A 25,776-nucleotide genomic window follows, 5' to 3' on the forward strand; every position below is an offset into this window, starting at 1 on the left:
CAGCGCCTGTTCCGCTTCGCGTTGACTTTCGTCGTAGCGAGCCGCCCATTATAGCGGACTTTTTGCTTCCGTCAACACCTCATTTCGAGGACGTTGCGATCGCGACTTTGACGTAGCTACGAGAGCTTTTGCCGAAGCGAGCCGCACATTATGACAGGATTTTCATCCTTGTCAACACCTTGCCGGCTTGGCGTGCTGTCGTGTTGGCGGTGATGCGCGCCAGTCGCGACGGGAGGTGAACTATGCGCCTTTTCAGCGGTGATGGGAAGGGGTTTTACTTCGCCATCACCGCTTCGTTCAGCAAACTGCGCGGTCAGCCCGCCACCAGCAGGACACGGGCGAAATTGCGCTTGCCCACCTGCAGCAGGCCCTCGAAGCCCGGCAGGTACAGCTGCTGGGCATCCTCGACCACCTCACCATTGACCTTGACCGCACGCTCCTTGAGCTTGCGCGAGCCTTCCGAGTTGCTGGCGGTGATGCCGGCAGCGGTCAGCAGGGCGGCAATGCGCAGGCCTTCGGCCGGCACCACCACCTCGTTGAGTGGCAGCAAGGACACATCGCCCTGCCCGGTCACAGCCGCCTGCCAGCCGGCAATGGCCTTCTCGGCGGCGCCGGCATCATGGAAGCGCGTGGCCAGCTCACGGGCCAGGCGCAGCTTGACCTCGCGCGGATTCAGGCCTGCAGCGACCTGCTCACGCAACGACACGGCCTCGGCCTGACTGATATCAAAGGACAGCAGCTCGATCCACTTCCACATCAACACGTCATCGATCTTCATCGTCTTGGTGACGATGTCGATGGCCGCTTCGTCGATACCAATATAGTTGCCCAGCGACTTGGACATCTTGTTGACGCCGTCCAGACCCTCCAGCAGCGGCATGGTCAACACCACCTGCGGCTTCTGCCCGTGGTGTTCCTGCAGGCCTCGGCCCATCAGCAGGTTGAATTTCTGGTCGGTACCGCCCAGTTCGACGTCGGCCTCCAGTGCCACCGAGTCATAGCCCTGGACCAGCGGGTACAGGAACTCATGGATGGAAATGGACTGCTGGGCGGCGTAGCGCTTGGCGAAATCGTCGCGCTCGAGCATGCGCGCCACGGTCAGCTGGCTGGCCAGGCGGATCATGTCGGCCGCGCCCATCTTGCCGAACCATTCGGAATTGAAGCGGACCTCGGTCTTTGCCGGGTCCAGCACCTTGAACACCTGTTCCTTGTAGGTCTCGGCATTGGCCAGCACGTCTTCGCGGGTCAGCGGCTTGCGGGTGGCGCTCTTGCCGGTCGGGTCACCGATCATGCCGGTGAAGTCGCCGATCAGGAAAATGACCTGATGGCCCAGATCCTGGAACTGGCGCAGCTTGTTCAGCAGCACGGTGTGCCCCAGGTGCAGGTCCGGGGCAGTCGGGTCGAAACCGGCCTTGACCCTCAACGGACGGCCACTGGCCAGCTTCTCGCGCAGCTCCTCGACCTTGAGCAGCTCTTCGGCACCCCGCGAGATCAGGGCAATGGATTCGTCAATCGTGGACATCTTGGTCGTTCTCCCGGCAGTGCCGTCAAATTACTGAACCATGTTAACGGCTGGTTAAAGCTCCGACAAACCGGCAAAGCCAATGATGACAAGGGTTTGACGGGGTGTTTCCAGCCCACTATGGTAGCCCGGTTTGCGAAAACCATACGCTTCAGTCAGGAATTTGATGATGACCAACCGCAATCCGGACGCCCTGCGCAAGCAGCGTTTCAAAGCCCGTTTGTCGGTACAGCACGAAAACAGCCTGCACAGCCGTATCAAGCAACACCTTCCGGCCGCCTTCAATGAACGCTGGACCCGCCGCCACTGGATCCACGCCGGCCTGTTCGCCAGCATCGGCATCATGGTGGCCACCATCATCCCTGGCTTCTCCCAGCCCCACGAGGGCGCCGGCTACAGCCACGCCAGCCTGCCGCTGGAGCTGCCGGCCCTGCAGGAGCTGCAGGACGGCCAGCCAACCTCGACCTGGCAGACATTCCAGGTCAGCGCCGGGCAGACCCTGGGCGCGATCTTCAACGAACTGCAACTGCCGGCCTCGGTGATGCACCGGGTGCTGGAGAACGAACACGCGCGTACCGCCTTCGCCCGCCTGCGCCCGGGCACCGAAATCGCCTTCAACATTCCGCGCGATGGCCAGTTGCACGGCCTGCGCTTCAACCGCGATGCCGGCCACCGGGTCGAGTTGAACCTGGAAGGCGAGAACATCGCCGCCACCGTCACCGCCCGCGAGACCACCACACGCACCGCCGTAGCCACCGGTGAAATCCGCAGCTCGCTGTATGCCTCGGCCAGCCGCGCCGGCCTGCCGGCCAGTGCGATTTCGGTGCTGACCGATGAAATCTTCAAGTACGACATCGACTTCTCCAAGGACGTACAGCCGGGCGACCGCTTCAACGTGGTCTACGACGAGTCCTGGCGCGAAGGCGAGCGTGTTGATGGGGCCAAGGTGCTGGCCGCCACCTTCACCACCGGCGGCAAGACCTATACCGGCTTCCGCTTCGAGCGCAACGGCAAGGCCGAGTACTTCGATGCCGATGGCCGCCCGTTGAAGAAGAGCTTCATCCGCTCGCCGATCCAGTTCGCCCGCCTGAGCTCCAACTTCGGCGCCCGCCACCACCCGGTGCTGGGCCGCATGCGCATGCACAAGGGTGTGGACTACGCCGCCGGCACCGGCACCCCGATCATGGCCGCCGGCGATGCCCGGGTGCAGTTTGCCGGAGTCCAGCGCGGCTACGGCAACACCGTGATCCTGGACCACGGCCGCGGCCACACCACCCTGTACGCGCACATGTCGCGCTTCGGCAAGTACCGTGCCGGCCAACGCGTCAACCAGGGCGAGGTGATCGGCTATGTGGGTTCCACCGGCCTGTCCACCGGCCCGCACCTGCACTACGAATTCCGCGTCAATGGCGTGCACCGCAACCCGCTGTCGGTGACCATGCCGCCGCCGGAACCGCTGCGCGGTGCCGACCTGGCCGCCTTCCAGGCCCAGGTGGCCCCGGCCATGGCCCGCATCCGTGGCATGGAAGAAGTGATGTACGCACAGGCCCAGCCCAAGCCGCAGGCGCCGGCCACCCGCAGCCAGGGCTGATCCATGCACGACAACCTGCAGGCCCGCTCCCTGTACGTGGGCCTGATGTCCGGCACCAGTGCCGATGGCATCGACGCGGCCCTGGTCCGGATTGACGACCAGGGCCGCTGCCGTTTTGTCCACGGCATCACCGCGCCCTGGGATGCGGCCCTGCGCGCGCAGCTGATCGCCCTGGGCCAGGGCCAGGAGCCCGCCGGGCTGGACGCGGTGGGCGAACTGGACGCGCGCATCGGCCTGGCCTTCGCTGATGCCACCAATACCCTGCTGCAGCAGGCCGGGGTCAGTGCCAGGCAGGTGGCTGCGATCGGCTCGCACGGGCAGACGGTGCGCCACCGGCCGCAGGCCGCGATCCCCTTCACCCTGCAGCTGGGCGATGCCAGCCGGATTGCCGAACACACCGGCATCACCACGGTGGCCGACTTCCGCCGCCGCGATGTCGCCGCCGGTGGCCAGGGCGCGCCGCTGATGCCGGCCTTCCACCTGGCCATGCTCGGCAGCAGCGACCAGCACCGCGCCGTGCTCAACCTGGGCGGTATCGCCAACCTGACCCTGCTTTCGCGCGAGGGCCACACCGGCGGCTTTGATACCGGCCCGGCCAATGCGCTGTGCGATGCCTGGTGCCAGCGCCACACCGGCCAGGCCTACGACGCCGATGGCGCGCTGGCCGCCCAAGGCCAGGTCGATGCCGAACTGCTGGCCGCCCTGCTGGCCGAACCGTGGTTTGCCAGCCCGCCGCCCAAGAGCACCGGCCGCGAACAGTTCCATCTGGACTGGGTGGACAGCCACCTGCACGGGCGCAACCTGCCCGTGGCCGATGTCCAGGCCACCCTGCTTGAACTCACCGCCACCACCGTGGCAGATGCCCTGCGCCGCAGCCAGTCCGATACCCGGCAGCTGCTGGTGTGCGGTGGTGGTACCCACAATGCGCTGCTGATGCGGCGCCTGGCCGCCCACCTGCCGGGCGTGCAGATTGCCTCGATCGCCGAGGCCGGGCTGGACCCGGATTATGTCGAAGCGATGGGCTTTGCCTGGCTGGCCTGGCGTGTACTGGCCGGCCTGCCCGGCAACCTGCCGGCGGTCACCGGCGCGGCCGGGCCACGCCTGCTTGGTGCGATCTACCCGGCCTGAGCCGGCTCAGGGCAAGGACTGCAGGGCGGCAATGGCTTCGGCCAGCGCGCTCTGCTCGGGGTTGGCAAAGCTGCTGTCACCAGCACGCTCGCCGTGGAACAGCCCGCTTTCGAGCAGGGCGATCAAGGTCTGGCCCTGGGTCCAGCCGCGGGTCAACGAGATACGTCGAACCCGCTCCACCAGCAGCGGGTCGACATCGGCAATGATCAGGTCGGGCACGCAACAACTCCTCAAGCTGCCCGTTGCGCCCCCTGTCGCGCAACGGCGGGCAGGAGCCATGCCCTGCCCGGATCAGCCCCCCTGCTCCTCCGGCCTGGCCGAGGATACGACAAGCCCGTGGCGTTTGCGTAGCACAAAGAACAGCCCCACCGCCGGCAGGGCCAGCACCGTGGACAGCCAGAAATAGCTGGCATAGCCCGAATAGGCCTCCACGATCGCCCCGGAGTAGAAGCCCAGGATCTTGCCCGGCAACATGATCAGCGAGGAGAACAGGGCGTACTGGGTGGCGGTGTAGCGCAGGTTGATCAGCGCGGACATGAAGGCCACCGCGCAGGTGCCCAGCAGGCCCTGGGCCAGGTTTTCACCGGAAATCACCAGGGTCAGCAGGCCAAGGTCACCGTTGGCCCCGATCAGCAGCAGGTACAGCAGGTTGCTGGCCGCACCGCAGATGATGGCCACCAGCAGCGGCCAGTACACCCCCCAGCGGGCCACCGCCAGGCCGCCGAGGAAGGCCCCGGCCAGGCCGATCCAGATGCCGTAGACCTTGGTCACCCCGGCAATCTCGGTCTTGGTGAAGCCCTGGTCCAGGTAGAACGGGCCGATGATGCCGCCGACCAGGGCCTGGTCGGAAATCTTCATCGACAGGATGAACAGCAGCAGCAGCGCCGCCGTGCCCCAGCCGAAACGCTGGAAAAAATCGGCAAACGGGGCCACCACGCCCTCGCGCAGGCCCTCCATCCAGCCCTCGGTGCGCACCCGCAGCACATCCGGCTCACGCGCCAGCAGGCAGGCCAGCAGCGGGATGGCCATGGCCGCTGCCATGATCCGGTACACCCAGTGCCAGGCGATGTGGTCGGCCAGCACCAGGGCCACGGCACCGGTGACGATCAGGGCGATGCGGTAACCCAGCGAGTAGGTGGCCACCAGCGCGCCCTGGAACTCGGGCGGGGCAATCTCCACCCGGTAGGCATCCACGGCGATGTCCAGGGTCGCCCCGGCCACCGCCACGGCGATGGTCACCCACACAAACAGGGCCAGCTGCTGCGGGCCGACCAGCGACATGCCGACCAGGCCGGCAATCACCGTGCCCATGGCCAGCAGCAGCCAGCTGCGGCGCTGGCCGAAATGGCCCAGCAGCGGCAGGCGCAGGCGATCCAGCAGCGGCGCCCAGAGGAACTTCAGCGAGTAGGCCAGGCCGGCGCTGGCGATCATGGTGATCTGCTTGAGCTCCAGCCCGCCCTCGCGCAGCCAGTAGGCCAGGGTGCCGGCCACCAGCAGGAACGGCAGGCCGGAGGCGAAGCCGAAAAAGAACAGGGTCCACGCCGAGGGCTGGGCAAAGGCCTGCCACAGCGAGGGTTTGGCGGCGGCGGTGGTCACGGGCGGTAGTCCACGGTGAACGGGGCATGGTCGGAGAAGCGGTCATCGCGGTGGATCGAGCAGCCGGCCAGACGCTGGCGCAGGCCCGGGGTCACCAGCTGGTAGTCGATGCGCCAGCCCACGTTGTTGGCACGGGCCGCGCCGCGGTTGCTCCACCAGGTGTAGTCCTCGCCACGCGGGTTGAGCGCGCGGTAGGCATCGACCCAGCCACGGTTGCCGGCCAGGTCTTCCAGCTCGGCGCGGTCGGCGCAGAAGCCGTTGAACCAGTCGCGCTCCTCGGGCAGGCAGCCGGAGTTTTTCTGGTTGGACTTCCAGTTCTTGATGTCCAGCGCGCTGCGCACGATGTTCCAGTCACCGCACAGCACGTAGTCGCGGCCGCTGGCCAGCCACTGGTCCAGGATCGGCTTGAGCCAGGCCATGACTTCGAACTTGAAGCCCTGACGCAGCTCGCCGGACGAGCCGGAAGGAATATAGAAGGAGACCACGCTGAGGTTGCCGAAGCGCGCCTCGATGTAGCGCCCCTCGTCATCGAACGGGGCCCAGCCCAGCGAGGTGATCACCTCATCGGGCTCCTGCCGGCTCCAGATCGCCACCCCGCTGTAGCCCTTCTTGGTGATCGCATCGCGGTAATGGCAGTGGTAACCGGCCGGGCGGAACTGCGGATCGCCCAGCTGGTCGATCTGCGCCTTGGTTTCCTGGATGCACAGGACGTCGGCGTCCTGGCCGGCAAACCACTCCATGAAGCCCTTGGTGGCGGCGGAACGGATGCCGTTGGCGTTGAAACTGATGATGCGCATGGGACACGGATGGATAACGTCGAAGCGGCAAGCGTACCGCAAGCGCCGCAGCAGACCACCGGCAACCGGTATCCTTGTCGGCACCTGTTGCTGGACACCCCCATGACCGACCATCAAACCCGCTTCTTGAACCTTGCGCTGGCCGCCGATGCGCTGCGCTTTGGCCAGTTCACGCTCAAATCCGGCCGTGTCAGCCCCTACTTCTTCAATGCCGGGCGCTTTGACTCCGGCGCCCTGATGGCCGGGCTGGCCGCTTGCTATGCCGATGCCATCGACGCGGCCGGGCTGGAATTCGACCTGCTGTTCGGCCCGGCCTACAAGGGCATTCCGCTGGCCACCGCGATTGCCTGCCAGTTTGCCGGCAGCGGCCGTGACCTGCCGCTGGCCTTCAACCGCAAGGAAGCCAAGGACCACGGCGAAGGCGGCACCCTGATCGGCGCCCCGCTGGCCGGCAAGCGCGTGCTGATCGTCGATGACGTGATCACCGCCGGCACCGCCATCCGCGAAGCCCTGGCCATCATCCGCGCTGCCGGTGGCATCCCGGCCGGCATCGTGGTGGCCCTGGACCGCCAGGAGATCGCCAGCGACAACGACAGCCGTTCGGCCGCCCAGGCCGTGGCCGCCGAGGCGCAGATCCCGGTGGTGGCCGTGGCCGGGCTGGGCGACCTGCTTGCCTTCGCCGACGGAAACCCCGACCTTGTCAGCTTCCGTCAACCGCTGCTTGACTACCGCACCCGCTACGGCTGCCAGGCCGCTTGATCCCGCGCTGAAGGAAGGCCCATGTCCGCTATCCGCCTGTTGTCCCTGATTCCCGTGCTGGCCACCGGCCTGCTGGCCGGCCCCGCGCTTGCCCAGCAGGCGCCGCCGGCCAAGAAGCTGTACTGCTGGGACCAGGGCGGGCAGCGTGTCTGCTCGGACACCCTGCCCCCGGAGGCGGTCAATGCCGCCCGCGACGAGTTCAACGCCCGCAGCGGCCTGCGCAGCCGGCAGGTGGATCGCGCCATGAGCAGCGACGAACGCACCGAGGCCGCCCTGGCCAAGGTCCAGGCCGACAACGAGCAGGCCGCCGAGCAGTCACGCCGCCGCACCGAGCAGGCCCTGCTGTCCTCGTTCAACAGCGAGGCCGAGCTGCGCCGGGTGTTCGACGAGCGCATCGCCATGGCCGACAACAACATCAACACCGCCCGCTACAACATTGCCAACCTGCGCCGCGCCCTGGTCAGCCAGCTCAGCCAGGCCGGTGATCGTGAGCTCAATGGGCAGAACGTGGCCGACAAACCGGCCGCCGACATCATGGAGCGGCGGCGCGAACTGGCCACCCAGCTGCGCCTGCTGTCTGCCTTCGAGCAACAGCGCAGCGAACTGGATGGCGAGATCGAACAGACCCTGCAGCGCTACCGCAGCCTGAAGGGGCTGGTCGCCGCGCACAACGGCTGATCCACCGCTCTCCGCTACCACAACCTGCCCTGCAAACAAGACACCCCGGCTTCTGGCCGGGGTGTCTTGTTGTGGGCAACCGGCAGGCATCGCTGCCTCAGAAGCTGTCGGCCGCCTCGGGCAGCAGCTGGGCCAGCTGGCGCCGGAAGATGTCACGAATGCGATCCAACGCCTGCTGGTCATCCCCCTCGAAGCGCAGCACCAGGGCCGGTGTGGTGTTGGAGGCCCGCAACAGGCCCCAGCCATCGGGGAAATCGGCGCGCAGGCCATCCACGGTGGACAGGCGGGCAGCAAAGAACTCGCTGTCCTGCACCTGGGCGGCGGCCGTGAACAGGGTCACCAACGCGTGCTGGGTGCCCTCTTCCACCGCCACCTTGATCTCCGGGGTGGAGACCGGGTCGGGGATCTCCTCCAGCACCTCCTCCATGGTCTCCTCGCGCTGAGCGAGGATTTCCAGCAGGCGGGCGGCGGCGTACAGGCCGTCGTCAAAGCCGTACCAGCGCTCCTTGAAGAAGAAGTGGCCGCTCATCTCGCCGGCCAGCTCGGCATCGGTCTGGCGCATCTTGGCCTTGATCAGCGAATGGCCGGTCTTCCACATCAGCGGGCTGCCGCCGTTGCGCAGGACAAAGTCGGACAGCTTGCCGCTGCACTTGACGTCGTAGATCACCTGCGCGCCCGGGTTGCGCATCAGCACATCGGCGGCGAACAGCATCAGCAGGCGGTCGGCGTGGATCAGCCGACCCTCGGCGGTGACCACGCCCAGACGGTCGCCATCGCCGTCGAAGGCCACACCCAGGTCGGCACCGAAGCGCTTGACCGTGGCCACCAGGTCTTCCAGGTTGTGCGCATCGCTGGGGTCGGGATGGTGGTTGGGGAACTCCCCGTCCACATCGCAGTACAGCGGGATCACTTCGGCACCGATGGCCTCCAGCAAGGCCGGCGCGATCATCCCGGCCACGCCGTTGCCGGCATCGGCCACCACCTTGAGCGGGCGCTCCAGCTGCACATCACCGGCGATGCGCTGGATGTAGGCATCGGTCACATCATGCTGCTGCACGCTGCCCGGCACGGCGGCCTGCAGCAGGCGGCCTTCGGCAATGCGCGTGTGCAGGGCGGTGATCGCCTCGCCGGACAGGGTCTCCCCGCCGAGCACGATCTTGAAGCCGTTGTATTCGGGCGGGTTGTGGCTGCCGGTGACCACCACGCAACTGCCGGCGCGCAGGTGGTAGGCGGCAAAATACGCCACCGGGCTCGGCGCCAGGCCGATGTCATGGACCTCGCAGCCACTGTTGCGCAGGCCCTCGATCAGGCCGGCCGACAATTCCGGCCCGGACAGGCGGCCATCGCGGCCGACCACGATGTCGCGCAGGCCACGCTCGATCAGCTCGCTGCCGATGGCCTGGCCGATCATCTCGGCAACCGCGCCGTTGAGATCACGCCCGACCACACCGCGGATGTCATAGGCACGGAACATGCCGGCGGCCACGTTGATGGCCGGCACCACGGCCACCGGCGGCGGTGCCTCCACGGCCGCCACCTCCGGCTGGGCCTGGATGTGCTCCTGCATCGCCTCGCGCAGGGTTGCCCCCTGTTCTTCCGGCTCGGCCGGCTTGCGCCGCCGCTTGACTGCGGCAGCCACCGGCAGCCGCGAGGGGCCCAGCAATGCCAGTACGGCGACCAGGAACAGCAACAGGGCCACCACCGCGCACGACAGCGCGCCCAGGCCCAGTGGTGCGGCGGACACTTCCGGCAGGGCCGCCACCACGCGCAGACCGGTATCGGGCACGGCGCGGGCCATCGCCTCGCCGCCGCTGCCCAGTGCGCGCTGGCCCTGCTCGACCACGGTGTAGCCCCCCTGACGCAGGCCCAGATAGGCCGCCTCGGGCACCACGGCACCATCCAGGGCAGCGGTCAGGCGCGGCAACTGCAGACGGATGTAAACCAGCGACGGCTGCTCACCGAACTGGATCGGTGCGGCCACACCCAGGCGCGGTGCGCCGGCGTCCTTGACCACGCGGACCGCCGCCTGGCCATCCAGTACGGCCTGCTCCAGCAGGGCCAGACGCGACCAGCCGAAGGCGGCCGGATCGGCATAGGCGTCCCCCAGCCGGGCCGGATAAATCTTGACGTCTTCCACATCGCGCATGCCGTCGCGGAAGGCCAGTTCGAAAGCGGTCATGTCACCGGCGGCCGCGGCAGCCTTGACGGCCGGCAGCTCCAGCTGGCGTGCCATTTCCTGCTGGTGCGCCCGCACCGCATCTGCCGTGCCGGTGACCACCGCATCGCGGGCCAGTTGCAGCTGCCCGGCGGTGCGCTCGGCCTGCCACTGGTTGACCGCATTCCAGGCAAACAGCCCACCCAACAACACCAGTGCGCCCGCCAGCAACAGCGTGGAGCGACCGGGACGCTTCCCGGTACCTCGGCCAATGTCCATGATTTCCCGCTCCCCCTTATTTTCCTGCGTACGCCGTCAGCCTACGCCGGTATGACCGAAGCCCCCGGCACCACGCGCAGTGGCAACAAATGTATCCACGACCTCAAGCTGCACACGCGCAACCGGCATGACCACCAGCTGCGCGATACGGTCCCCAGGCTGAATAGTGAACGCTTCGCGCCCGCGGTTCCAGACACTGATCAACAACGGGCCCTGGTAATCGGCATCAATCAGGCCGGTGCCGTTGCCCAGCACGATGCCATGCTTGTGGCCCAGACCCGAGCGCGGCAGGATCACCGCGCACAGGTTGGGATCACCGATATGGATGGCCACCCCGCTGGGCACCAGCGCCGCGTCACCCGGTGCCAGCACCAGCTCGGCCTCCAGGGCCGCGCGCAGGTCCATGCCGGCGCTGGCCTCGGTGGCATAGGCCGGCAATGGCCAGTCCTGGCCAAAGCGCGAGTCCAGCAACTTGATCTGCAACGGGATGCTCATGCGTCCAACCTCTGTCCAATCAGTTCCAGCAATTGCCCGGCCAGCTGCTGCTTGCTGGTGCTGGCAAACTCGCGTTCGCCATCGGCCCAGTAGGCAGTGGCGGCATTGTCATCACTCTCAAAGCCCGAACCGGCCATGCCGACCCGGTTGGCGATCACCAGGTCCAGGCGCTTGGCGGTGAGTTTGCCACGGGCGTACTTCTCCACATCGTGGGTTTCGGCGGCAAAGCCCACCACCAGCTTGAGGGCACCGGTCTGCTCGGCCACCTCGGCCAGGATGTCCGGGGTACGCACCAGCTCCAGGGTCATGCCGGTGGTCTGCGCGGTCTTTTTCAGCTTCTGGTCCGACACCACCCTGGGCGTGTAATCAGACACCGCTGCCGCACCGATATAAATGTCGGCCGGCAATGCCGACAGCACGGCCTGGCGCATCTGCGCGGCCGAACGCACATTGACCCGCTCCACCCCGTCCGGGGTTGCCAGCTGCACCGGGCCGGCAACCAGCACCACCTGGGCACCACGGGCGGCGGCGGCCGCCGCCAGGGCAAAACCCATCTTGCCGCTGGAACGGTTGCCGATGTAGCGCACCGGGTCCAGGTCCTCGTAGGTCGGGCCGGCACTGATCAGCACCCGCAGCCCCTGCAGACGGCTGTCCACCACGGCCGCCGCCGGCGCTTCAGTGCGGCCACCGGTTTCGGCCTGGGCCAGGCCGGCAATGATCGCCGGCACCTGGGCCAGACGCCCCGGGCCGGATTCGCCTTCGGCCAACGGACCGTCTTCCGGGCCGATCACCTGGGCCCCCCGCCCGCTCAGGGTGGCGATGTTGGCCTGGGTGGCCGGGTGCAGCCACATGTGGTGGTTCATCGCCGGGCAGACCGTCAACGGCGCCGCACTGGCCAGGCACAGGGTGCTGACCAGGTCATCGGCGTGGCCACCGGCCAGGCGGGCGATCAAGTCGGCGGTGGCAGGGGCGATCACGATGCGGTCGGCCCAGCGCGCCAGCTCGATATGGCCCATGGACTGCTCGGCGGCGCTGTCCCACAGGCTGGTGCGTACCGGCAGCCCGGACAGGGCCTGGAAACTCAAGGGGGTGACGAACTGCTGCGCCCCTTCGGTCATGGCCACCTGCACGATGGCACCGGCATCACGCAGACGGCGCACCAATTCCAGCGCCTTGTAGACCGCAATCCCGCCGCCGACACACAGCAGCAGTTTCTTACCGGTCAATGCCCCGCTGAAGGGGGCCTCCACAGTGGCGTTACTCACGGGCGCGAAGTCCTACAAAATCGAAGGCCGCTAGCTTACCCGATGGCTTGCGCGGCCCTGATGCCCCAGCGGCATGAGCAGCGCCATTTTTGGCATATGCACATCCGTGACTGGCCCAGCGACGAACGCCCCCGTGAAAAACTGCTCGCCCGCGGTGCCGGCGTGCTGTCCGATGCCGAGCTGCTGGCCATCTTCATCGGCTCGGGCAGCCGCGGCCTGGATGCGGTGCAGACCGCGCGCCAGCTGCTGGCCGGGCATGGCCCGCTGCGCGCCCTGCTGCAGACCCCGCCGGCCGCACTGGGCAAACTGCCCGGGCTGGGCCCGGCCTGTGCCTGCCGCCTGGCCGCTGCGCTGGAGCTGGGCCAGCGTCTGCTGGCCGCCGAGCTGAGTCGCGGGGTCCTGGTCAGCGACCCGGACGCGGCCGGGCGCCACTTCAGCCAGCGCCTGCGCCACCAGCCGCGTGAGGTGTTCGCGGTGCTGTTCCTGGATACCCGCCACCGCGCCCTGGCCTTCGAGGAACTGTTTGCCGGCACCATTGACGGGGCCGAAGTGCATCCGCGCGAGGTCATCCGCCGCGCCCTGGCCCACAATGCGGCCGCGGTCATCGTTGGCCACAACCACCCTTCAGGCAACCCGGAGCCGTCGGCAGCCGACCGCGCCCTGACCCAGCGCCTGCGCCAGGCCCTGGAACTGGTGGACGTGCGCCTGCTGGACCACCTGGTCATCGGCGACGGGGCACCGGTGTCGCTGGCCGCCCGCGGCTGGGTCTAGAAGCCTCCCCGCGCCGCCCATTTGGGAGCGATTGGGCCCCGCGGCGCTGGCTAAGGTAAAATGGGCGATTCCGCGCTCCAAATGCAGATACTTACGTGAAACCACAACTCCGCGCCCTCATCGGCCAAGGCATCGCCGCCTTGCGCGCCAACGGCACCCTGCCTGCCGACCTCCTGTCGCCGGATTTCGTGGTCGAACGACCCAAGACCCGCGAGCATGGTGATTTCGCCACCAATGCAGCCATGCTGCTGGCCAAGGCCGCGCGCACCAACCCGCGCGCAGTGGCCCAGGCCCTGGTCGATGCCCTGCCGGCCAATGAACTGGTGGCCAAGGTCGACATCGCCGGCCCCGGCTTCATCAATTTCCACCTGTCCCCCAGCGCTTACCAGCGGGAAACCGCCCTGGTCCTGAAGGACGGCACCGATTACGGCCGCAACCTGAGCGGCAACGGCAAGACCGTGGGCGTGGAATACGTCTCGGCCAACCCGACCGGCCCGCTGCACGTCGGCCACGGCCGCGCCGGCGCGATCGGCGACTGCATCGCCCGCGTGCTGGAAGCCAACGGCTGGAATGCCAAGCGCGAGTTCTACTACAACGACGCCGGCGTCCAGATCGACAACCTGGCCCTGTCCACCCAGGCCCGCGCCAAGGGCTTCAAGCCCGGCGATGCGCAGTGGCCGGAATCGGCCTACAACGGCGACTACATCAACGATGTGGCCCAGGCCTACCTGAGCGGGGCCAGCGTCGAGCTGGAAGGCTCCACCGTGGTCGGTGCCGGCGATGCCGACGACCTGGAAGCGATCCGCCGCTTTGCCGTGGCCTACCTGCGCAACGAGCAGAACCTGGACCTGGCCGCTTTCGGCGTGGATTTTGACATCTACTTCCTGGAAAGCTCGCTGTACAAGGACGGCAAGGTCGCCGAGACCGTGGCCCAGCTCAATGCCTCCGGCCACACCTACGAGGAAGGCGGCGCGCTGTGGCTGCGCTCCACCGATTTCGGTGACGACAAGGACCGCGTGATGCGCAAGTCCGACGGCACCTACACCTACTTCCTGCCGGACGTGGCCTACCACCTGTCCAAGTGGCAGCGCGGCTACGTGCGTGCGATCACCGAACTGGGCGCCGACCACCACGGCTCGCTGGCCCGCGTGCGCGCCGGCCTGCAGGCCCTGGACGTGGGCATCCCGAAGGGCTGGCCGGAATACGTGCTGCACCAGATGGTCACCGTGATGCGTGGCGGCGAGGAAGTGAAGCTGTCCAAGCGCGCCGGCTCCTACCTGACCCTGCGTGACCTGATCGAGGAAGTCGGCGCCGATGCCGTGCGCTGGTTCCTGATCGCGCGCAAGCCGGATTCGCAGCTGACTTTCGACATCGACCTGGCCCGCCAGCAGAGCAACGACAACCCGGTGTTCTACGTGCAGTACGCCCATGCCCGCGTGTGCTCGCTGCTGCGTCAGGCCCAGGAAAAGGGCCTGGGCTACGTGCAGGCCGACGGCATTGCCAAGCTCAACACGATCGACGATGCGGTCTCGATGACCCTGATGTATGAAATCTCGCGCTACCCGGAAGTGGTGGAAACCGCTGGCGAAGCGCTGGAGCCGCACCTGATTGCCCAGTACCTGCGTGAATTGGCCAACGCCTTCCACACCTGGTATGCCGGCACCCCGGTGTTGGTGGATGATGCTTCCGAGCGCAATGCCAAGCTGGCATTGGCCGGCGCAGCCCGTCAGGTTCTGGCCAATGGCCTGGGTCTGCTGGGTGTGAGCGCACCGGAAAAGATGTAAGCGCAGACCGGAGACCGTACAGCCCATGGCTGGAGCACGACGCAACAAGCGCCAAGCAAAACGCAACACCGATACCGGCACCCCGGCGTGGGTCTGGCTGATTGCCATCGCGGCCGTGGCCGCGGTGGTGTTCATGGCCATGCCCGGGTTGTTCAAGGGTGAAGGCGACGGCTTCCTGCGTGCCGGTCCGCGTCCGAACCCGGATGCGGTGCCGGCCCCGGTGGCCGATGCCGATATCGACGCCCCGGCCTCGCTGCCGCGCCCGGCCACCAACCGTGGCAACAGCGCGGCCACCGGCAGCAGCGAACGCCCGGCACAGCCGTCGTATGACTTCTACACCCTGCTGCCCGGCAGCGAGGTGCAGATGTCCGACGCCGAGCTGGCCGCCACCGCGCGTGCCGAGGCCGAGCGCCTGGCCCGCAACCAGCGCCAGGCGGCGGCCAGCGAATCGCCGCTGCCCACGCCCAGCCAGCCGGTGCCGTTGAACGAGAACCCGGCACCGGTCAGCGAGGCCCAGCGGGCCCTGGCCGCGCTGGAAGGCCGGGCCGTACCCAAGCCGGCAGCCCAGCCGGCACCGGTCAATGAACGCCCGGCCGGCAACGAGCGTCCGCCTGCCAGCGCACCGGCAACCGCGCCGGCCAGCGCCAGCCGCCCGGCTGCCGTGACGGCCAGCACCACCGAGCCGGCCGGCAACGTGCGTTACCTGCTGCAGGCAGGTGCGTTCTCTGCCCAGGGCGAGGCCGAAGGCACCAAGGCCCGCCTGGCCATGGCCGGGGTGGGCGCCCGGGTCGAACCGGCGCAGATCAATGGCACCACCGTGTACCGGGTGCGCATGGGGCCCTACAACTCGGCCAGTGAACTGGCTGCGGCCAAGGCCAAACTGGAGGCCGCCGGCCTGCAGGCCATGGCGATCAAGGCCCAGTAAACCCACGCAATACCCACAACGCCCGGCCCGCCCGGGCGTTGTACTGTCTGGCAGCGTCCATTGGTGCGAAAATCACCGTTCTTTACTGCTGCTGGATCACCTTCCATGACTCGTACTGCCCTGATCACCGGTGCCACTTCCGGTTTCGGCGCCGCCGCCGTGCGCCAGTTCGTTGCCGCTGGCTGGCAGGTGATTGCCACCGGCCGCCGCGCCGAGCGCCTGGCCGCTCTGGCGGACGAACTGGGTACGGACAAGGTGCACGCGGCCTGCTTTGACATCCGCGATGCCGATGCCATGGAAGCAGCGCTGTCGGCACTGCCGCCGGCCTTTGCCGGCATCGACCTGCTGGTCAACAACGCCGGCCTGGCCCAGGGCACCGCCCCGGCCCAGCGCGCCAGCCTGGATGACTGGCGCACCATGATCGACACCAACATCACCGCCCTGGTCACCCTGACCCACCGCCTGCTGCCGGGCCTGATCCAGCGCCGTGGTGCGATCATCAATGTCAGCTCCACCGCCGCCACCTACCCCTACCCCGGCGGCAATGCCTACGGCGGCACCAAGGCTTTCGTCAGCCAGTTCTCGCTGGGCCTGCGCAGCGACCTGCACGGCACCGGCGTGCGCGTCACCGCGATCGAACCGGGCATGGCGGAAACCGAATTCACCCTTGTGCGCACCCACGGCGACCAGGCCGCCTCCGATGCCCTGTACGGCGGCGCCAACCCGATGACTGCCGAAGACATCGCCGCACAGATCCTGTGGGTGGCCAACCTGCCGGCCCACCTGAACATCAACCGGATCGAACTGATGCCGGTCAGCCAGTCGTTTGCCGGCTTCCAGGTCGCCCGCGAAGGCTGATGACCCATGTACCTGGAGGCGACACCGGTTGTCGCCTCGTACCGGCACGCTGCACTCCCCAGCCAGTCACGGCCTGCAGGAGAGCAGCACATGTTGAAAGTCATTGGTGGTGTAGTGGTCTACGGTTTCGCCCTGTTCGGCTTGGCCACCTACATCGAAAAGCTCCACAACGACTGCCGGGACTGAGCCATGGCCTTCCCCGTTCCGCCACAAACCTTCCGCTGTAACGATTGCCAGTGGAAGAAGACCATTCCGCATACCATCGGCGATGTGCGCATGCCCGGGCTTAATCACATCGACTGCTGCAGCCGCTGCGGCAGCAGCAATATCCAGCGCTTCCCCGCTTCCCCACTGGAAATAACCCTTGCCCGGCTGGGTGGCTTGCTCGGCCCGCGTTGAGCTAGGCAATTATTTTGTCCAAGACACCACTCCCATGGGAAGGCGGCCCAAGCCGTGAGACCTCCCCCATTCGGGGGAGAGTTCATCGCAGCTTCGCCCTGCAATCATCGCTGCAGCTCACCTACTGCTTCCGCGATGTCTTACTTGCGCATTGAAAACCGCCATTTGTTGCTCGCCTTGTTGCTGCCAGCCGGCGCCATGGCTGCCTGCCCGTCCGGGCAGGACACGCTGTTTGCCTGCAGCACCACCAATGGCAAGCAGGTCCAAGTCTGCGATGCCGGCCGCAGCATTGGCTACACCTTCGGCCGTCCCGGGCGGGCACCGGAACTTGCCCTGAACGTGCCGCGCAACCGTGCCAGCACCTACCAGTGGCCCGGTGCCGGGCGCACCACCACCTATTCCGTCACCGTACCCAACGGCGACACCACCTACACCGCGTATTCCACCTTTGACCGTCTGGCCGACGAGCTGGATTTCCAGCACGGCATCCAGGTCGAAGTGCGCGGCCAACAGGTCGCCAACCTGCGCTGCCGCGAGCCCGGCCTGATCGACAACCTGGAAGGCGTGGACTTGCCACCGGCCGGATGAGCGCGAACCCACTCCGCTACCAAAACCACGGCTATGCCGTGGTTTTTTCATTAAGCCTGCTCCACGACTCAAGTAGAGACGACACCGACCGCTAACAGATTGATAGAAAATTTCGAGATGCAATCACTGATAGAGGCGTGATGTATTGCTCAATTTGCTCACAGAAGGCATATTCAGCCAAGGGGACCGGCAAGGAAATGCCGGAAGCAAGCAAACGACGTAAGGAAGCTGCAGTGGTGGCATCTCTGATTCTGCTCAAGTTCTTGACGATGGACAGCGTCCTAGACCGGTGCGTTGTTCCGCCACCGCACGAGCGGACACATTCAGCGACACCCACTGTCGCCTGCTGGCACTAGTTTGTGGACGACACCATGGAAGAGTTCGTCGCCGCCATGCCGCACCGTACCTCGCTGGAATCAGCCAGGGATCCCCTGCTCAGGAACCTCATCCTGCTGCGGATGATTCCCCGCTACCCCAGCAGCATCTCCACCACCGAATTGCATGAGGCCCTTGCACGCGAGGGCTTTGAGATCAGCCTGCGCTCGCTGCAGCGCGACCTCGATGGCAAGCTCAGCCAGCACTTCGACCTGCTCTGCAGCAAGGACGACCTCGACCCGGCCATCGCCAGCCTGCGCCCGTACCGCTGGAGCTACCAGCCGCATGTGCGCCCCGGCCTGCCGTTGATGAGCGCGGCCGAAGCCATGGCCTTCCAGCTCTGCGAAGGTCACCTGCGCCACCTGCTGCCACCCGGCGTACTGGGCCAGCTGGAACCCCACTTCGCCGAAGCCAGGCAAACCTTGAGCAAGCGAGAAGGCAGTCGCCACGCCCACTGGCTGGAGCGCGTGCGCAGCCTGCCCAACGGCAAGGCCCTGCTGCCGGCCGTGGTGGCACCGGATGTCTGGGAAAAGGTCGCCATCGCCGTACTGGAACAACGCCAGCTGCAGGTGGACTACTTCAGCCGCGCCAAGGGCGAGGTCAAAACCATGACCCTGCACCCCAAGGGCCTGGTTTCCCGCGGCCCGACCACCTACCTGATTGCCAGCGTCGGCGATTACACCGATATCCGCCATTTCGCCCTGCACCGCATCCAGCAGGCGCAGCTGCTGACCATCAGCTCCCGCGACGGGGAATTCAACATGGACGCCTACCTGCCGGAAGCCGCGTTTACCCCGAGGCAGGGAACCGGGATGGTCGAGCTGGTAGCCGACGTGCATCCGGATATCGCCAGCATATTGCGCGAAACCCCGCTCGGTGAAGATCAAACCTTGGAGCCTCTGCCGGGTACCGTTTGGCTGCGCCTGACGGCTTGTGTGCCGGATGACCAGGAAACGTACTGGTGGGTCATGGCCCTAGGGGCAGGCATCCTCGTTCACGAGCCATCTTCGTTGCGAAAATCCATCATTAAAAATAATCAATCCCTGCATTTCATGTACACGCCCAGCGTCATGCAGAAATCCACCACTGGATGAAATTCAGCACCAATGACATACATCAACAAACAAAGGACATCTCAATGAAAAATACTGAATTCCTCTCCAACCTCAGCACGGCCGACGCAAAAAAACTAAGGGACCGCATCCGCGAAACCAAGATCAACGTGCTGCTGGTTGGCGGCACCGGTGTCGGCAAAAGCTCAACTATTAATGCGCTTTTTGATAGCCAAGGAATGGATAATCGCGCCAAGGTCGGCGACAGCACCAAGCCTGAAACGATGGAGATCGATTCGTATGAGATGGAAAACCTGATCATATGGGACACGCCCGGGCTGGGCGACAGTATTGAAAAAGATGCGACCCACAAGATAAAGATAAGCGAAATACTCAGGCGCAAGGATGCAAATGGGCAACCTCTTATTGACCTGGTATTCCTCATACTGGACTCCAGTAGCCGTGATTTCAGCTCTGCTTTCACTCTTATTGAAAAAGTCATCTTGCCGAACCTGATTGAAGGCGATCGCGATCGACTCCTGATTGGCCTCAACCGGGCCGACAACGCGATGAGTGGCCATTTTTGGAACAAGAGCGAGAACAGGCCAGAACAGAAACTGATTGAACGACTGGAAGAGCAGGTCAAGACGGTCAGCGAGCGCATCAAGGCCGACACAGGATTGGATATTGAGCCCATTTATTATTCTGCCGGTTGCGAGATTGATGGAGAAATCCTCTCACACCCCTACAACCTGCAAAAACTACTGAGCTTTATCATGGACCGCCTGCCGAAGAAAAAGCGCGCAGCCATTGCCATGCACATCAATGAGAACGAGGCAAACTTTCGTTCAAACGACGAAAAGGCCGATTATGCGGAGAAAATAGAAAAATCTATTTTCGACTCGGTAACCTACTGGATAAAGGACGTCATTGGCGATGTGGCCGGCCAAGTCGGCAGCATGGTCAAGACCGTCGTCACCGACCCTAAAAACATCAAAATAGCTGCTGGCTGGGCCTTTTCCGCAATCACCGCATTCCTCAAGAAAAAATAAGGAAATAAAATGGCCTACCGCTTTGATGAAGACCTGGAGTTCCTTAGGGAAATTTCTAGCTGCGACCTTAATGATCTTGTGGAATGCCTGACCAAAGACAAAGATGGCGGTGCACTTTGGACCGAGGAACTAACCAGCAATCCTACGTACAAAAAATATCACCCCGATCATTCAAAATACTGGGAACTTATTGCCGCCGAGTGCCAATGCTTTGGCGCTAACAGCCTGATGACTGCATTGCGCGGCGGAAAAGGGGTTTTGTATCGAGAGGTACTTGCCGATGTTTGTGACAACCTGAAAGTCAAAGGGATTGTAAAAAACGATCACACACTGGATATCGAAAACAAACTTTTGACTAAGGTTCTTAGTGATGCGATCGAAAAAATGCCAGAAGAGGATCGTATAGATTTCGCAAAGACCATTGGTATGAGCAGCTTAAAGTCATTGACTCCTGCTGCCATGACTGCTGCAATCCAGCTTGCATTCAAAGCCGGCGGATTCAAGTCGTACCAATTAACATTGATAGCTGCCAACGCTATCTCCCGCGCCATTCTTGGGCGCGGCCTAGCACTGGCAGGAAATGCAGCATTAACACGAACGGCATCCATGCTGGCAGGGCCTGTGGGATGGGCCATCGCAGGCGCTTGGACCGCCGTAGACATCGCAGGGCCGGCTTATAGAGTCACGATGCCTGCAGTAATCCAGATCGCCCTCCTGAGAAAAAAGCATCAGACTGAACGTGACGGAATCTTGAAGGACATTGAACGGGAATTGGGGGAGGCGTGAGAGAGTGGTCGGCCATAGCCGACAACTTGGCCATCATCGATCAGCACCATTCTGGAACTGACGCGGCGCTGCCCAGGTGCCACAAAGTCGACGAAGCCTTCACTCAGGTGAAAGCGAATAGGATTTCAGTGAATCCATCGCGATTTTCAGTACAGCTGTAAAAAAGCCACGCTGCTACAGCGTGGCTTTTCCATACGCTTCACTACGGCTCAAACCAACGGCTCATCACTCAGGTAGGTGTAACCGGTCAGGCCTGCTTCCAGCGCGGCATCCAGTTCGGCGGCGCGTTCGGCATCCAGATTGGCTGCCGCCACGCGGGCCTTGTAGGCATCACGCAGGTCATCGAGCTTGTAGCCGACGTAGTCCAGCATCACGTCGGTGGTGTCGCCGCGGCGCTGCTGGGTGATGACATAACCATCGTCATCGACCAGCACTTCCACCGCGTCGGTGTCACCGAACAGGTTGTGGATATCACCCAGAATCTCCTGGTAGGCACCGACCAGGAAGAAGCCGAACAGGTAGCTCTCGCCGTGGCCCAGGCTGTGCACCGGCAGCGAGGTATCCAGCGACTCGTTCTCCACATAGGTCTTGACCACACCATCGGAGTCGCAGGTCATGTCGCACAGGATGCCGCGGCGGTCCGGGGTCTCGTTCAAGCGCTGGATCGGCACGATCGGGAACACCTGGTCGATCGCCCACACGTCCGGGATAGATTCGAACACCGAGAAGTTGACGAAGTACTTGTCCACCAGGCGGTCGTTGAGCTCGTCCAGGATCGGGCGATGGCTCTTTTCCTCGTGGCTCAGGCGTGCACGCACGCCGTGGGCGATGGCATAGAACAGGTCATCGATGCGCGCGCGGTGGGTCAGGTCGATCTGGCCCAGGGCGTAGGCGCTCAGGCCTTCGGCATGGAAGTGCTGGGCTTCCTGGTACAGCTCCACCGCCGGGCGCACGTCCAGCTCTTCGTGGATCTCGCGCAGGTGGCGGATCGCGGCGGGCTCGTCATCAAATGCTTCCGGCACGCGGCCTTCCGGAGCCTGTTCCACTTCGGCCACATTGGCGATCAGCACCGCGTGGTGGGCGGTCATGGCGCGGCCACATTCGGTGACCACGCGCGGCTGCGGCAAGCCATGCGCCTCGCAGGCCTCGGCCAGCGGCTGCACGATGTTGCTGGCGTAGGCATGCAGGCCATAGTTGATCGAGCAATAGCTGCGCGAGCGGGTGCCTTCGTAGTCGATACCCAGGCCGCCGCCCACGTCGACGTGGCTGATCTTCGCGCCCAGGCGCGACAGCTCGACGAAGTAGCGGGTGGCCTCGCGCATGCCGTTGGCGATGTCGCGCACGTTGGAGATCTGGCTGCCCATGTGGAAGTGCAGCAGGTTCAGGCAGTCGGCGTACTCGCTGTCGCGCAGGGTCTTCCACAGGTCCAGCACCTGGCGCGGGGAGAGGCCGAACTTGGCCTTGTCACCGCCGCTGTTCTGCCACTTGCCTGCACCCAGCGACGCCAGACGCATGCGCACGCCCAGGCCCGGCTTGACGTCGAGCTTGCGCGCCTCGTCCAGCACCAGCTTCAGCTCGGACGGCTTCTCAATGACGATGAAGGTCTGCAGGCCGAGCTTGCGCCCGATCAGGGCCAGACGGATGTACTCGCGGTCCTTGTAGCCGTTGCAGACGATCAAGCCACCCGGGCGCGACAGCGCCAGCACGGCCATCAGTTCCGGCTTGGAGCCGGCTTCCAGGCCAAAGCCCTCACCGTGGTTGCTGGCCAGGGTGCCGGCCACGCCACGGTGCTGGTTGACCTTGATCGGATACACCGCGGTGTAGCCACCGGTGTAGTCCCAGTCGGCCTGGGCCTGGGCGAAGGCGGCCTGCAGCTTGCCCAGGCGCTCGTTGAGGATGTCCGGAAAACGCACCAGCAGCGGCAGCTTGGCGCCATTGGCGCGGGCGGCCTGCACAACCTGTGGCAGCGAAACAACCGTACCGGATGTACCGGAAGGCTTGACCACGATGTGGCCGTTGGCGTCCACATCAAAATACCCATCAGACCAGTGGGGAATGGAATAGGTCTTGCGGGCCTGGTCGGCGGACCAATCGCTCATCGGCGTAAGAACTCGGTGGTGGGTGAAAGGACGCGCATTCTACCCCCCATCGCCGCCAATATTCCTATACAATCCGCGCCCGCGCCGGCCCCCTCGGGGGAACCCCCGGCCGCGTGAAAGATGAACGCGCGCCACGCGTCTGTCCGCGGTCCTCCAAGGCAGTACGTCCGAAGCGACTTTTTTGAGTCCCCTTGGCCCCTCGTTGTTCCCGCAACCCCAAGGCCAGCTTGCAGGAAACACCATGAGCGACAACTCCCAGTGGTACATCGAACACTTCCAGCCGACCGGTTCGGCCATCGGCTTCCGTATCAACGGCAAACTCGATGAAGTGCAGTCCCCGTTCCAGAAGATCGAAATCTACGACTCCACCGATTGGGGGAAGTTGATGATCATCGACGGCGCGATGATGCTCACCACCAAGGACAACTTCTTCTACCACGAGATGATCAGCCACCCGGTGCTGTTCACCCACCCCAACCCGAAGCGGGTGGTGATCATCGGCGGCGGCGACTGCGGCACCCTGCGCGAAGTGCTCAAGCACCCGGGCGTGGAAAGCGCCACCCAGTGCGACATCGACGAGCAGGTCACCCGCATGGCCGAGAAGTACTTCCCGGAACTGTGTGAATCCAACGGCGATGCGCGCGCCGAACTGCTGTTCGACGACGGCGTGGCCTACATGGCCAACCTGGAGCCGGGCAGCGTGGACGTGGTCATCGTCGATTCGACCGACCCGGTCGGCCCGGCCGAAGGCCTGTTCAACAAGGCCTTCTTTGAAAGCTGCTTCCGCGCCCTGAAGGACGACGGCCTGCTGGTGCAGCAGAGCGAATCGCCGCTGGCCCTGCTGGACCTGATCCGCGACATGCGCGCGGAAATGGGCAAGGCCGGCTTTGCATCCTTCAAGACCCTGCCGTTCCCGCAGCCGTGCTACCCGACCGGCTGGTGGTCGGTGACCGTGGCCAGCAAGCAGGCAGGCTTCGGTTTCGGCTTCCGTGCCGACGACTCGGCCAACAAGCCGTTCGACACCCTGTACTACACCGCCCACCAGCACAACGCGGTGCTGGTTGCCCCGCCGTTCGTGGCCAAGGCACTGGGCGAATAAGCCACATCCAGGCACTGCCCCGGCACCCCGCAGCCTCGCGCTGCGGGGTGTTTTTTTGTGCCGCAGCGCACGGAACGGAGCGTTTCATGTGCGCGCTCTCACATTTTTTTTACATTCAGGGTTTCTGAACCGGTCGGTATTAAAATTACCGGCATCGGCGCACTCCCCCTCTGCGCCCCAATCACCCCGGCAGTGACGGCGTTTGCCCGCTGTGCGGTGTGGAGAAGCCCATGAATGCCATTGTGATGCTGCCTGACCATGCGGTCGGCCGCCCCGTTGCCGAAAACCAGCTGCTCAAGCGCGGTGAACGCCTGCTCGAACCGGACGTGTACCGGGCCCGCATCAATGGCCGTCTGGCCGTGATCAAGGACTACCGCCGCTACCGCGGCACCGTGCTGGCCCCGTTCGCTCGCCTGCTGGTGCGTCGCGAGGCCCGCGTGCTGCGCCAGCTGGCCGGCTGGAAGCATGCGCCGGCCCTGCTCGGGGTGATCGGCGGCCTGGCCCTTGGCATGGAGTACGTCAACGGCCAGACCCTGAGCAGCCTGCAGGCCGCCGATGCGCAGGTCTTCGACCAGCTGCACAAGGCCCTGGAGCGCCTGCACCAGCAGGGCATCACCCACAACGACCTGCACGGCACCAATGTGATGGTGGCGGCCGGTGTGCCGGTGTTGATCGATTTCACCTCGGCCTGGCGCACGCCGCGCTGGCGCCACAACAATCCGCTGGCCCGCCAGCTGCGCCGCAGTGACCTGAAGAACCTGCTCAAGCTGCGCAAGCGTGTCACCGGTACCGAGGTACCCAGCGAGCTGGCCGCCAGCCTGGCCGAGCCGGGCTGGGTCCGGCTGATCCGCCAGGGCTGGAAGCAGGCCTACCGCCGTTTCAAGGCCCACAACGCCTGAAACCACAACGCCCCGGCCTGGTCCGGGGCGTTTTTTTGCAAGACGTCATTGCGGGCGGCCGCTTACAGCGCGTCGGCATCCATCTCGCCGGTGCGGATGCGCACCACCCGGCCCAGCTCGTAGACGAACACCTTGCCATCGCCGATCTTGCCGGTGCCGGCGGCCTGCACGATCGCCTCGACCACTTCCTCCACCTGCTCGTCGGTGACCGCCACTTCCAGCTTCACCTTGGGCAGGAAGTCGACCACGTACTCGGCACCGCGGTACAGCTCGGTATGCCCCTTCTGGCGCCCGAAGCCCTTGACCTCGGTGACAGTGATCCCGGTCACCCCGCGTTCGGCCAGTGCCTCGCGCACGTCATCAAGCTTGAACGGCTTGACGATGGCCATCACCATTTTCATCGGTTCTCTCCCGCTGTTGCTGCAATTCCCACAGCATACCTGCCGGCCCGCGCCCCGGCAGCCGGGCGTTGGCCTTACCATCCTCCCCAGCACCTGCCGATGGCTGCCAAGCCTTCTTTCCCGGCACGCTCGCAACCATGTCCACAGGAACCTCCCATGATTGATCTGAAGCACATCGACGAGATGGCACGCCGCCTCAGCGACCTGGTCCCGCCAGGCCTGCGCCAGTCCCAGCAGGACGTGCAGGAGGCCTTCAAGGGCGCCCTGCAGGCCGGCCTGTCCAAGCTGGACCTGGTCACCCGCGAGGAATTCGACATCCAGCGCGCGGTACTGCTGCGCACCCGGGAAAAGCTCGAGGCACTGGAAAAGACCGTCGCCGCCCTGGAAGCGGCCAGCCATGGTGACAAGACGCCCTGACCGAGG

At 65.2% G+C, this 25,776-nt stretch carries 25 protein-coding genes; 16 read left to right on the forward strand and 9 right to left on the reverse strand.

Annotated elements, in window-relative coordinates; translation table 11 throughout:
• Window positions 1-313: 313 nt before the first annotated feature.
• Window positions 314-1,522 (reverse strand): tyrosine--tRNA ligase, encoded by a 1,209-nt coding sequence (gene tyrS, locus ABB30_RS05760; protein ID WP_057637365.1) that lies wholly within the window; start codon window positions 1,520-1,522, stop codon window positions 314-316.
• Window positions 1,523-1,691: 169 nt separating this feature from the next.
• On the opposite strand from tyrS, the gene ABB30_RS05765 reads away from it, so the two are divergent.
• Both ABB30_RS05765 and ABB30_RS05770 read left to right on the forward strand, forming a co-directional pair.
• Window positions 1,692-3,113 (forward strand): peptidoglycan DD-metalloendopeptidase family protein, encoded by a 1,422-nt coding sequence (locus tag ABB30_RS05765; RefSeq protein ID WP_057637460.1) that lies wholly within the window; start codon window positions 1,692-1,694, stop codon window positions 3,111-3,113.
• 3 nt (window positions 3,114-3,116) lie between these two features.
• Window positions 3,117-4,241 (forward strand): anhydro-N-acetylmuramic acid kinase, encoded by a 1,125-nt coding sequence (locus ABB30_RS05770; protein WP_057637366.1) that lies wholly within the window; start codon window positions 3,117-3,119, stop codon window positions 4,239-4,241.
• Window positions 4,242-4,247: 6 nt separating this feature from the next.
• Here the strand turns inward: ABB30_RS05770 and ABB30_RS05775 are convergent, their stop codons facing one another.
• The 3 genes from ABB30_RS05775 to ABB30_RS05785 all read right to left on the reverse strand — a co-directional run bounded on the left by ABB30_RS05775 (window position 4,248) and on the right by ABB30_RS05785 (window position 6,634).
• Window positions 4,248-4,460 carry a hypothetical protein gene (locus tag ABB30_RS05775; protein ID WP_057637367.1) on the reverse strand — a complete coding sequence of 71 codons (213 nt, stop codon included), beginning with the start codon at window positions 4,458-4,460 and terminating at the stop codon, window positions 4,248-4,250.
• 72 nt (window positions 4,461-4,532) lie between these two features.
• On the reverse strand, window positions 4,533-5,837 hold the full coding sequence (locus tag ABB30_RS05780) for an AmpG family muropeptide MFS transporter (RefSeq protein ID WP_245626433.1): 1,305 nt from the start codon (window positions 5,835-5,837) through the stop codon (window positions 4,533-4,535).
• Window positions 5,834-6,634 (reverse strand): exodeoxyribonuclease III, encoded by an 801-nt coding sequence (locus tag ABB30_RS05785; protein ID WP_057637368.1) that lies wholly within the window; start codon window positions 6,632-6,634, stop codon window positions 5,834-5,836. Before ABB30_RS05785 ends, ABB30_RS05780 begins: the two co-directional genes overlap by 4 nt.
• Before the next feature lie 102 nt (window positions 6,635-6,736).
• Between ABB30_RS05785 and pyrE the strand changes: the two genes are divergently transcribed.
• Window positions 6,737-7,393, forward strand: coding sequence for an orotate phosphoribosyltransferase (pyrE, locus tag ABB30_RS05790; RefSeq protein WP_057637369.1), 657 nt, complete (start codon window positions 6,737-6,739; stop codon window positions 7,391-7,393).
• Between the two features lie 21 nt (window positions 7,394-7,414).
• Window positions 7,415-8,071, forward strand: coding sequence for a hypothetical protein (locus ABB30_RS05795; RefSeq protein ID WP_057637370.1), 657 nt, complete (start codon window positions 7,415-7,417; stop codon window positions 8,069-8,071).
• A 97-nt stretch (window positions 8,072-8,168) separates the two neighbouring features.
• Here the strand turns inward: ABB30_RS05795 and ABB30_RS05800 are convergent, their stop codons facing one another.
• The 3 genes from ABB30_RS05800 to coaBC are packed head-to-tail and all read right to left on the reverse strand — an operon-like array spanning window position 8,169 to window position 12,250.
• Window positions 8,169-10,505 (reverse strand): phosphomannomutase/phosphoglucomutase, encoded by a 2,337-nt coding sequence (locus tag ABB30_RS05800; protein WP_057637371.1) that lies wholly within the window; start codon window positions 10,503-10,505, stop codon window positions 8,169-8,171.
• A 36-nt stretch (window positions 10,506-10,541) separates the two neighbouring features.
• Window positions 10,542-11,000, reverse strand: a complete 459-nt coding sequence (gene dut, locus ABB30_RS05805; RefSeq protein WP_057637372.1) for a dUTP diphosphatase — start codon at window positions 10,998-11,000, stop codon at window positions 10,542-10,544.
• Complete coding sequence (gene coaBC, locus ABB30_RS05810) at window positions 10,997-12,250, reverse strand: bifunctional phosphopantothenoylcysteine decarboxylase/phosphopantothenate--cysteine ligase CoaBC (RefSeq protein WP_057637373.1); 1,254 nt, start codon at window positions 12,248-12,250, stop codon at window positions 10,997-10,999. Before coaBC ends, dut begins: the two co-directional genes overlap by 4 nt.
• Window positions 12,251-12,361: 111 nt before the next feature.
• Here coaBC and radC point away from each other — a divergent pair, with 111 nt between their 5' ends.
• The 9 genes from radC (at window position 12,362) to ABB30_RS05850 (ending at window position 20,855) form a co-directional block, all read left to right on the forward strand.
• Window positions 12,362-13,036: a RadC family protein gene (radC, locus tag ABB30_RS05815; RefSeq protein WP_057637374.1), complete on the forward strand. Its 675-nt coding sequence runs from the start codon at window positions 12,362-12,364 to the stop codon at window positions 13,034-13,036.
• A 95-nt stretch (window positions 13,037-13,131) separates the two neighbouring features.
• On the forward strand, window positions 13,132-14,820 hold the full coding sequence (gene argS / locus ABB30_RS05820; protein ID WP_057637375.1) for an arginine--tRNA ligase: 1,689 nt from the start codon (window positions 13,132-13,134) through the stop codon (window positions 14,818-14,820).
• A gap of 25 nt (window positions 14,821-14,845) precedes the next feature.
• Window positions 14,846-15,745: an SPOR domain-containing protein gene (locus ABB30_RS05825; protein ID WP_057637376.1), complete on the forward strand. Its 900-nt coding sequence runs from the start codon at window positions 14,846-14,848 to the stop codon at window positions 15,743-15,745.
• A gap of 105 nt (window positions 15,746-15,850) precedes the next feature.
• On the forward strand, window positions 15,851-16,603 hold the full coding sequence (locus tag ABB30_RS05830; protein WP_057637377.1) for an SDR family NAD(P)-dependent oxidoreductase: 753 nt from the start codon (window positions 15,851-15,853) through the stop codon (window positions 16,601-16,603).
• A gap of 189 nt (window positions 16,604-16,792) precedes the next feature.
• Window positions 16,793-17,002, forward strand: a complete 210-nt coding sequence (locus ABB30_RS16165; RefSeq protein ID WP_152980598.1) for a hypothetical protein — start codon at window positions 16,793-16,795, stop codon at window positions 17,000-17,002.
• Between the two features lie 135 nt (window positions 17,003-17,137).
• Complete coding sequence (locus tag ABB30_RS05835; protein WP_057637378.1) at window positions 17,138-17,590, forward strand: hypothetical protein; 453 nt, start codon at window positions 17,138-17,140, stop codon at window positions 17,588-17,590.
• 371 nt (window positions 17,591-17,961) lie between these two features.
• On the forward strand, window positions 17,962-19,059 hold the full coding sequence (locus tag ABB30_RS05840; RefSeq protein WP_211263460.1) for a helix-turn-helix transcriptional regulator: 1,098 nt from the start codon (window positions 17,962-17,964) through the stop codon (window positions 19,057-19,059).
• Window positions 19,056-20,069 (forward strand): GTPase family protein, encoded by a 1,014-nt coding sequence (locus ABB30_RS05845; protein ID WP_057637380.1) that lies wholly within the window; start codon window positions 19,056-19,058, stop codon window positions 20,067-20,069. The genes ABB30_RS05840 and ABB30_RS05845 overlap by 4 nt, the downstream gene beginning before the upstream one ends.
• A 9-nt stretch (window positions 20,070-20,078) precedes the next feature.
• The gene (locus tag ABB30_RS05850) at window positions 20,079-20,855 is read left to right on the forward strand and encodes a YaaW family protein (protein WP_057637381.1); all 777 of its coding nucleotides are present in this window, start codon (window positions 20,079-20,081) and stop codon (window positions 20,853-20,855) included.
• Between the two features lie 209 nt (window positions 20,856-21,064).
• Here ABB30_RS05850 and speA read toward each other — a convergent pair whose 3' ends face one another.
• A complete protein-coding gene (gene speA, locus ABB30_RS05855) occupies window positions 21,065-22,954 on the reverse strand; it encodes an arginine decarboxylase (RefSeq protein ID WP_057637382.1) in 1,890 nt (629 codons plus the stop codon).
• Window positions 22,955-23,195: 241 nt separating this feature from the next.
• Between speA and speE the strand changes: the two genes are divergently transcribed.
• Window positions 23,196-24,053: a polyamine aminopropyltransferase gene (speE, locus tag ABB30_RS05860; RefSeq protein ID WP_057637383.1), complete on the forward strand. Its 858-nt coding sequence runs from the start codon at window positions 23,196-23,198 to the stop codon at window positions 24,051-24,053.
• A 245-nt stretch (window positions 24,054-24,298) separates the two neighbouring features.
• On the forward strand, window positions 24,299-24,952 hold the full coding sequence (locus ABB30_RS05865) for an RIO1 family regulatory kinase/ATPase domain-containing protein (RefSeq protein ID WP_057637462.1): 654 nt from the start codon (window positions 24,299-24,301) through the stop codon (window positions 24,950-24,952).
• A 62-nt stretch (window positions 24,953-25,014) separates the two neighbouring features.
• Here the strand turns inward: ABB30_RS05865 and ABB30_RS05870 are convergent, their stop codons facing one another.
• The gene (locus ABB30_RS05870; RefSeq protein ID WP_057637384.1) at window positions 25,015-25,353 is read right to left on the reverse strand and encodes a P-II family nitrogen regulator; all 339 of its coding nucleotides are present in this window, start codon (window positions 25,351-25,353) and stop codon (window positions 25,015-25,017) included.
• A 156-nt stretch (window positions 25,354-25,509) separates the two neighbouring features.
• Between ABB30_RS05870 and ubiK the strand changes: the two genes are divergently transcribed.
• Window positions 25,510-25,770 (forward strand): ubiquinone biosynthesis accessory factor UbiK, encoded by a 261-nt coding sequence (ubiK, locus tag ABB30_RS05875; RefSeq protein ID WP_057637385.1) that lies wholly within the window; start codon window positions 25,510-25,512, stop codon window positions 25,768-25,770.
• The last annotated feature ends 6 nt before the right edge of the window (window positions 25,771-25,776 follow it).

The sequence above is a fragment of the Stenotrophomonas ginsengisoli genome (genome assembly GCF_001431485.1).
Classification (GTDB): Bacteria; Pseudomonadota; Gammaproteobacteria; order Xanthomonadales; family Xanthomonadaceae; genus Stenotrophomonas; species Stenotrophomonas ginsengisoli.

Bases quoted from the DNA above. Each gene is read 5' to 3' on its own strand.
- ABB30_RS05845 (WP_057637380.1), top strand. From the start codon at position 19,056: ATGAAATTCAGCACCAATGACATACATCAACAAACAAAGGACATCTCA.
- ABB30_RS05865 (WP_057637462.1), top strand. From the start codon at position 24,299: ATGCTGCCTGACCATGCGGTCGGCCGCCCCGTTGCCGAAAACCAGCTG.
- dut (WP_057637372.1), bottom strand. From the start codon at position 11,000: ATGAGCATCCCGTTGCAGATCAAGTTGCTGGACTCGCGCTTTGGCCAG.
- ABB30_RS05800 (WP_057637371.1), bottom strand. From the start codon at position 10,505: ATGGACATTGGCCGAGGTACCGGGAAGCGTCCCGGTCGCTCCACGCTG.
- ABB30_RS05830 (WP_057637377.1), top strand. From the start codon at position 15,851: ATGACTCGTACTGCCCTGATCACCGGTGCCACTTCCGGTTTCGGCGCC.
- pyrE (WP_057637369.1), top strand. From the start codon at position 6,737: ATGACCGACCATCAAACCCGCTTCTTGAACCTTGCGCTGGCCGCCGAT.
- tyrS (WP_057637365.1), bottom strand. From the start codon at position 1,522: ATGTCCACGATTGACGAATCCATTGCCCTGATCTCGCGGGGTGCCGAA.
- ABB30_RS05835 (WP_057637378.1), top strand. From the start codon at position 17,138: ATGTCTTACTTGCGCATTGAAAACCGCCATTTGTTGCTCGCCTTGTTG.
- ABB30_RS16165 (WP_152980598.1), top strand. From the start codon at position 16,793: ATGGCCTTCCCCGTTCCGCCACAAACCTTCCGCTGTAACGATTGCCAG.
- ABB30_RS05785 (WP_057637368.1), bottom strand. From the start codon at position 6,634: ATGCGCATCATCAGTTTCAACGCCAACGGCATCCGTTCCGCCGCCACC.
- ABB30_RS05840 (WP_211263460.1), top strand. From the start codon at position 17,962: ATGGAAGAGTTCGTCGCCGCCATGCCGCACCGTACCTCGCTGGAATCA.
- ABB30_RS05795 (WP_057637370.1), top strand. From the start codon at position 7,415: ATGTCCGCTATCCGCCTGTTGTCCCTGATTCCCGTGCTGGCCACCGGC.
- ABB30_RS05765 (WP_057637460.1), top strand. From the start codon at position 1,692: ATGACCAACCGCAATCCGGACGCCCTGCGCAAGCAGCGTTTCAAAGCC.
- ABB30_RS05850 (WP_057637381.1), top strand. From the start codon at position 20,079: ATGGCCTACCGCTTTGATGAAGACCTGGAGTTCCTTAGGGAAATTTCT.
- radC (WP_057637374.1), top strand. From the start codon at position 12,362: ATGCACATCCGTGACTGGCCCAGCGACGAACGCCCCCGTGAAAAACTG.
- ubiK (WP_057637385.1), top strand. From the start codon at position 25,510: ATGATTGATCTGAAGCACATCGACGAGATGGCACGCCGCCTCAGCGAC.
- ABB30_RS05870 (WP_057637384.1), bottom strand. From the start codon at position 25,353: ATGAAAATGGTGATGGCCATCGTCAAGCCGTTCAAGCTTGATGACGTG.
- ABB30_RS05770 (WP_057637366.1), top strand. From the start codon at position 3,117: ATGCACGACAACCTGCAGGCCCGCTCCCTGTACGTGGGCCTGATGTCC.
- ABB30_RS05825 (WP_057637376.1), top strand. From the start codon at position 14,846: ATGGCTGGAGCACGACGCAACAAGCGCCAAGCAAAACGCAACACCGAT.
- speA (WP_057637382.1), bottom strand. From the start codon at position 22,954: ATGAGCGATTGGTCCGCCGACCAGGCCCGCAAGACCTATTCCATTCCC.
- speE (WP_057637383.1), top strand. From the start codon at position 23,196: ATGAGCGACAACTCCCAGTGGTACATCGAACACTTCCAGCCGACCGGT.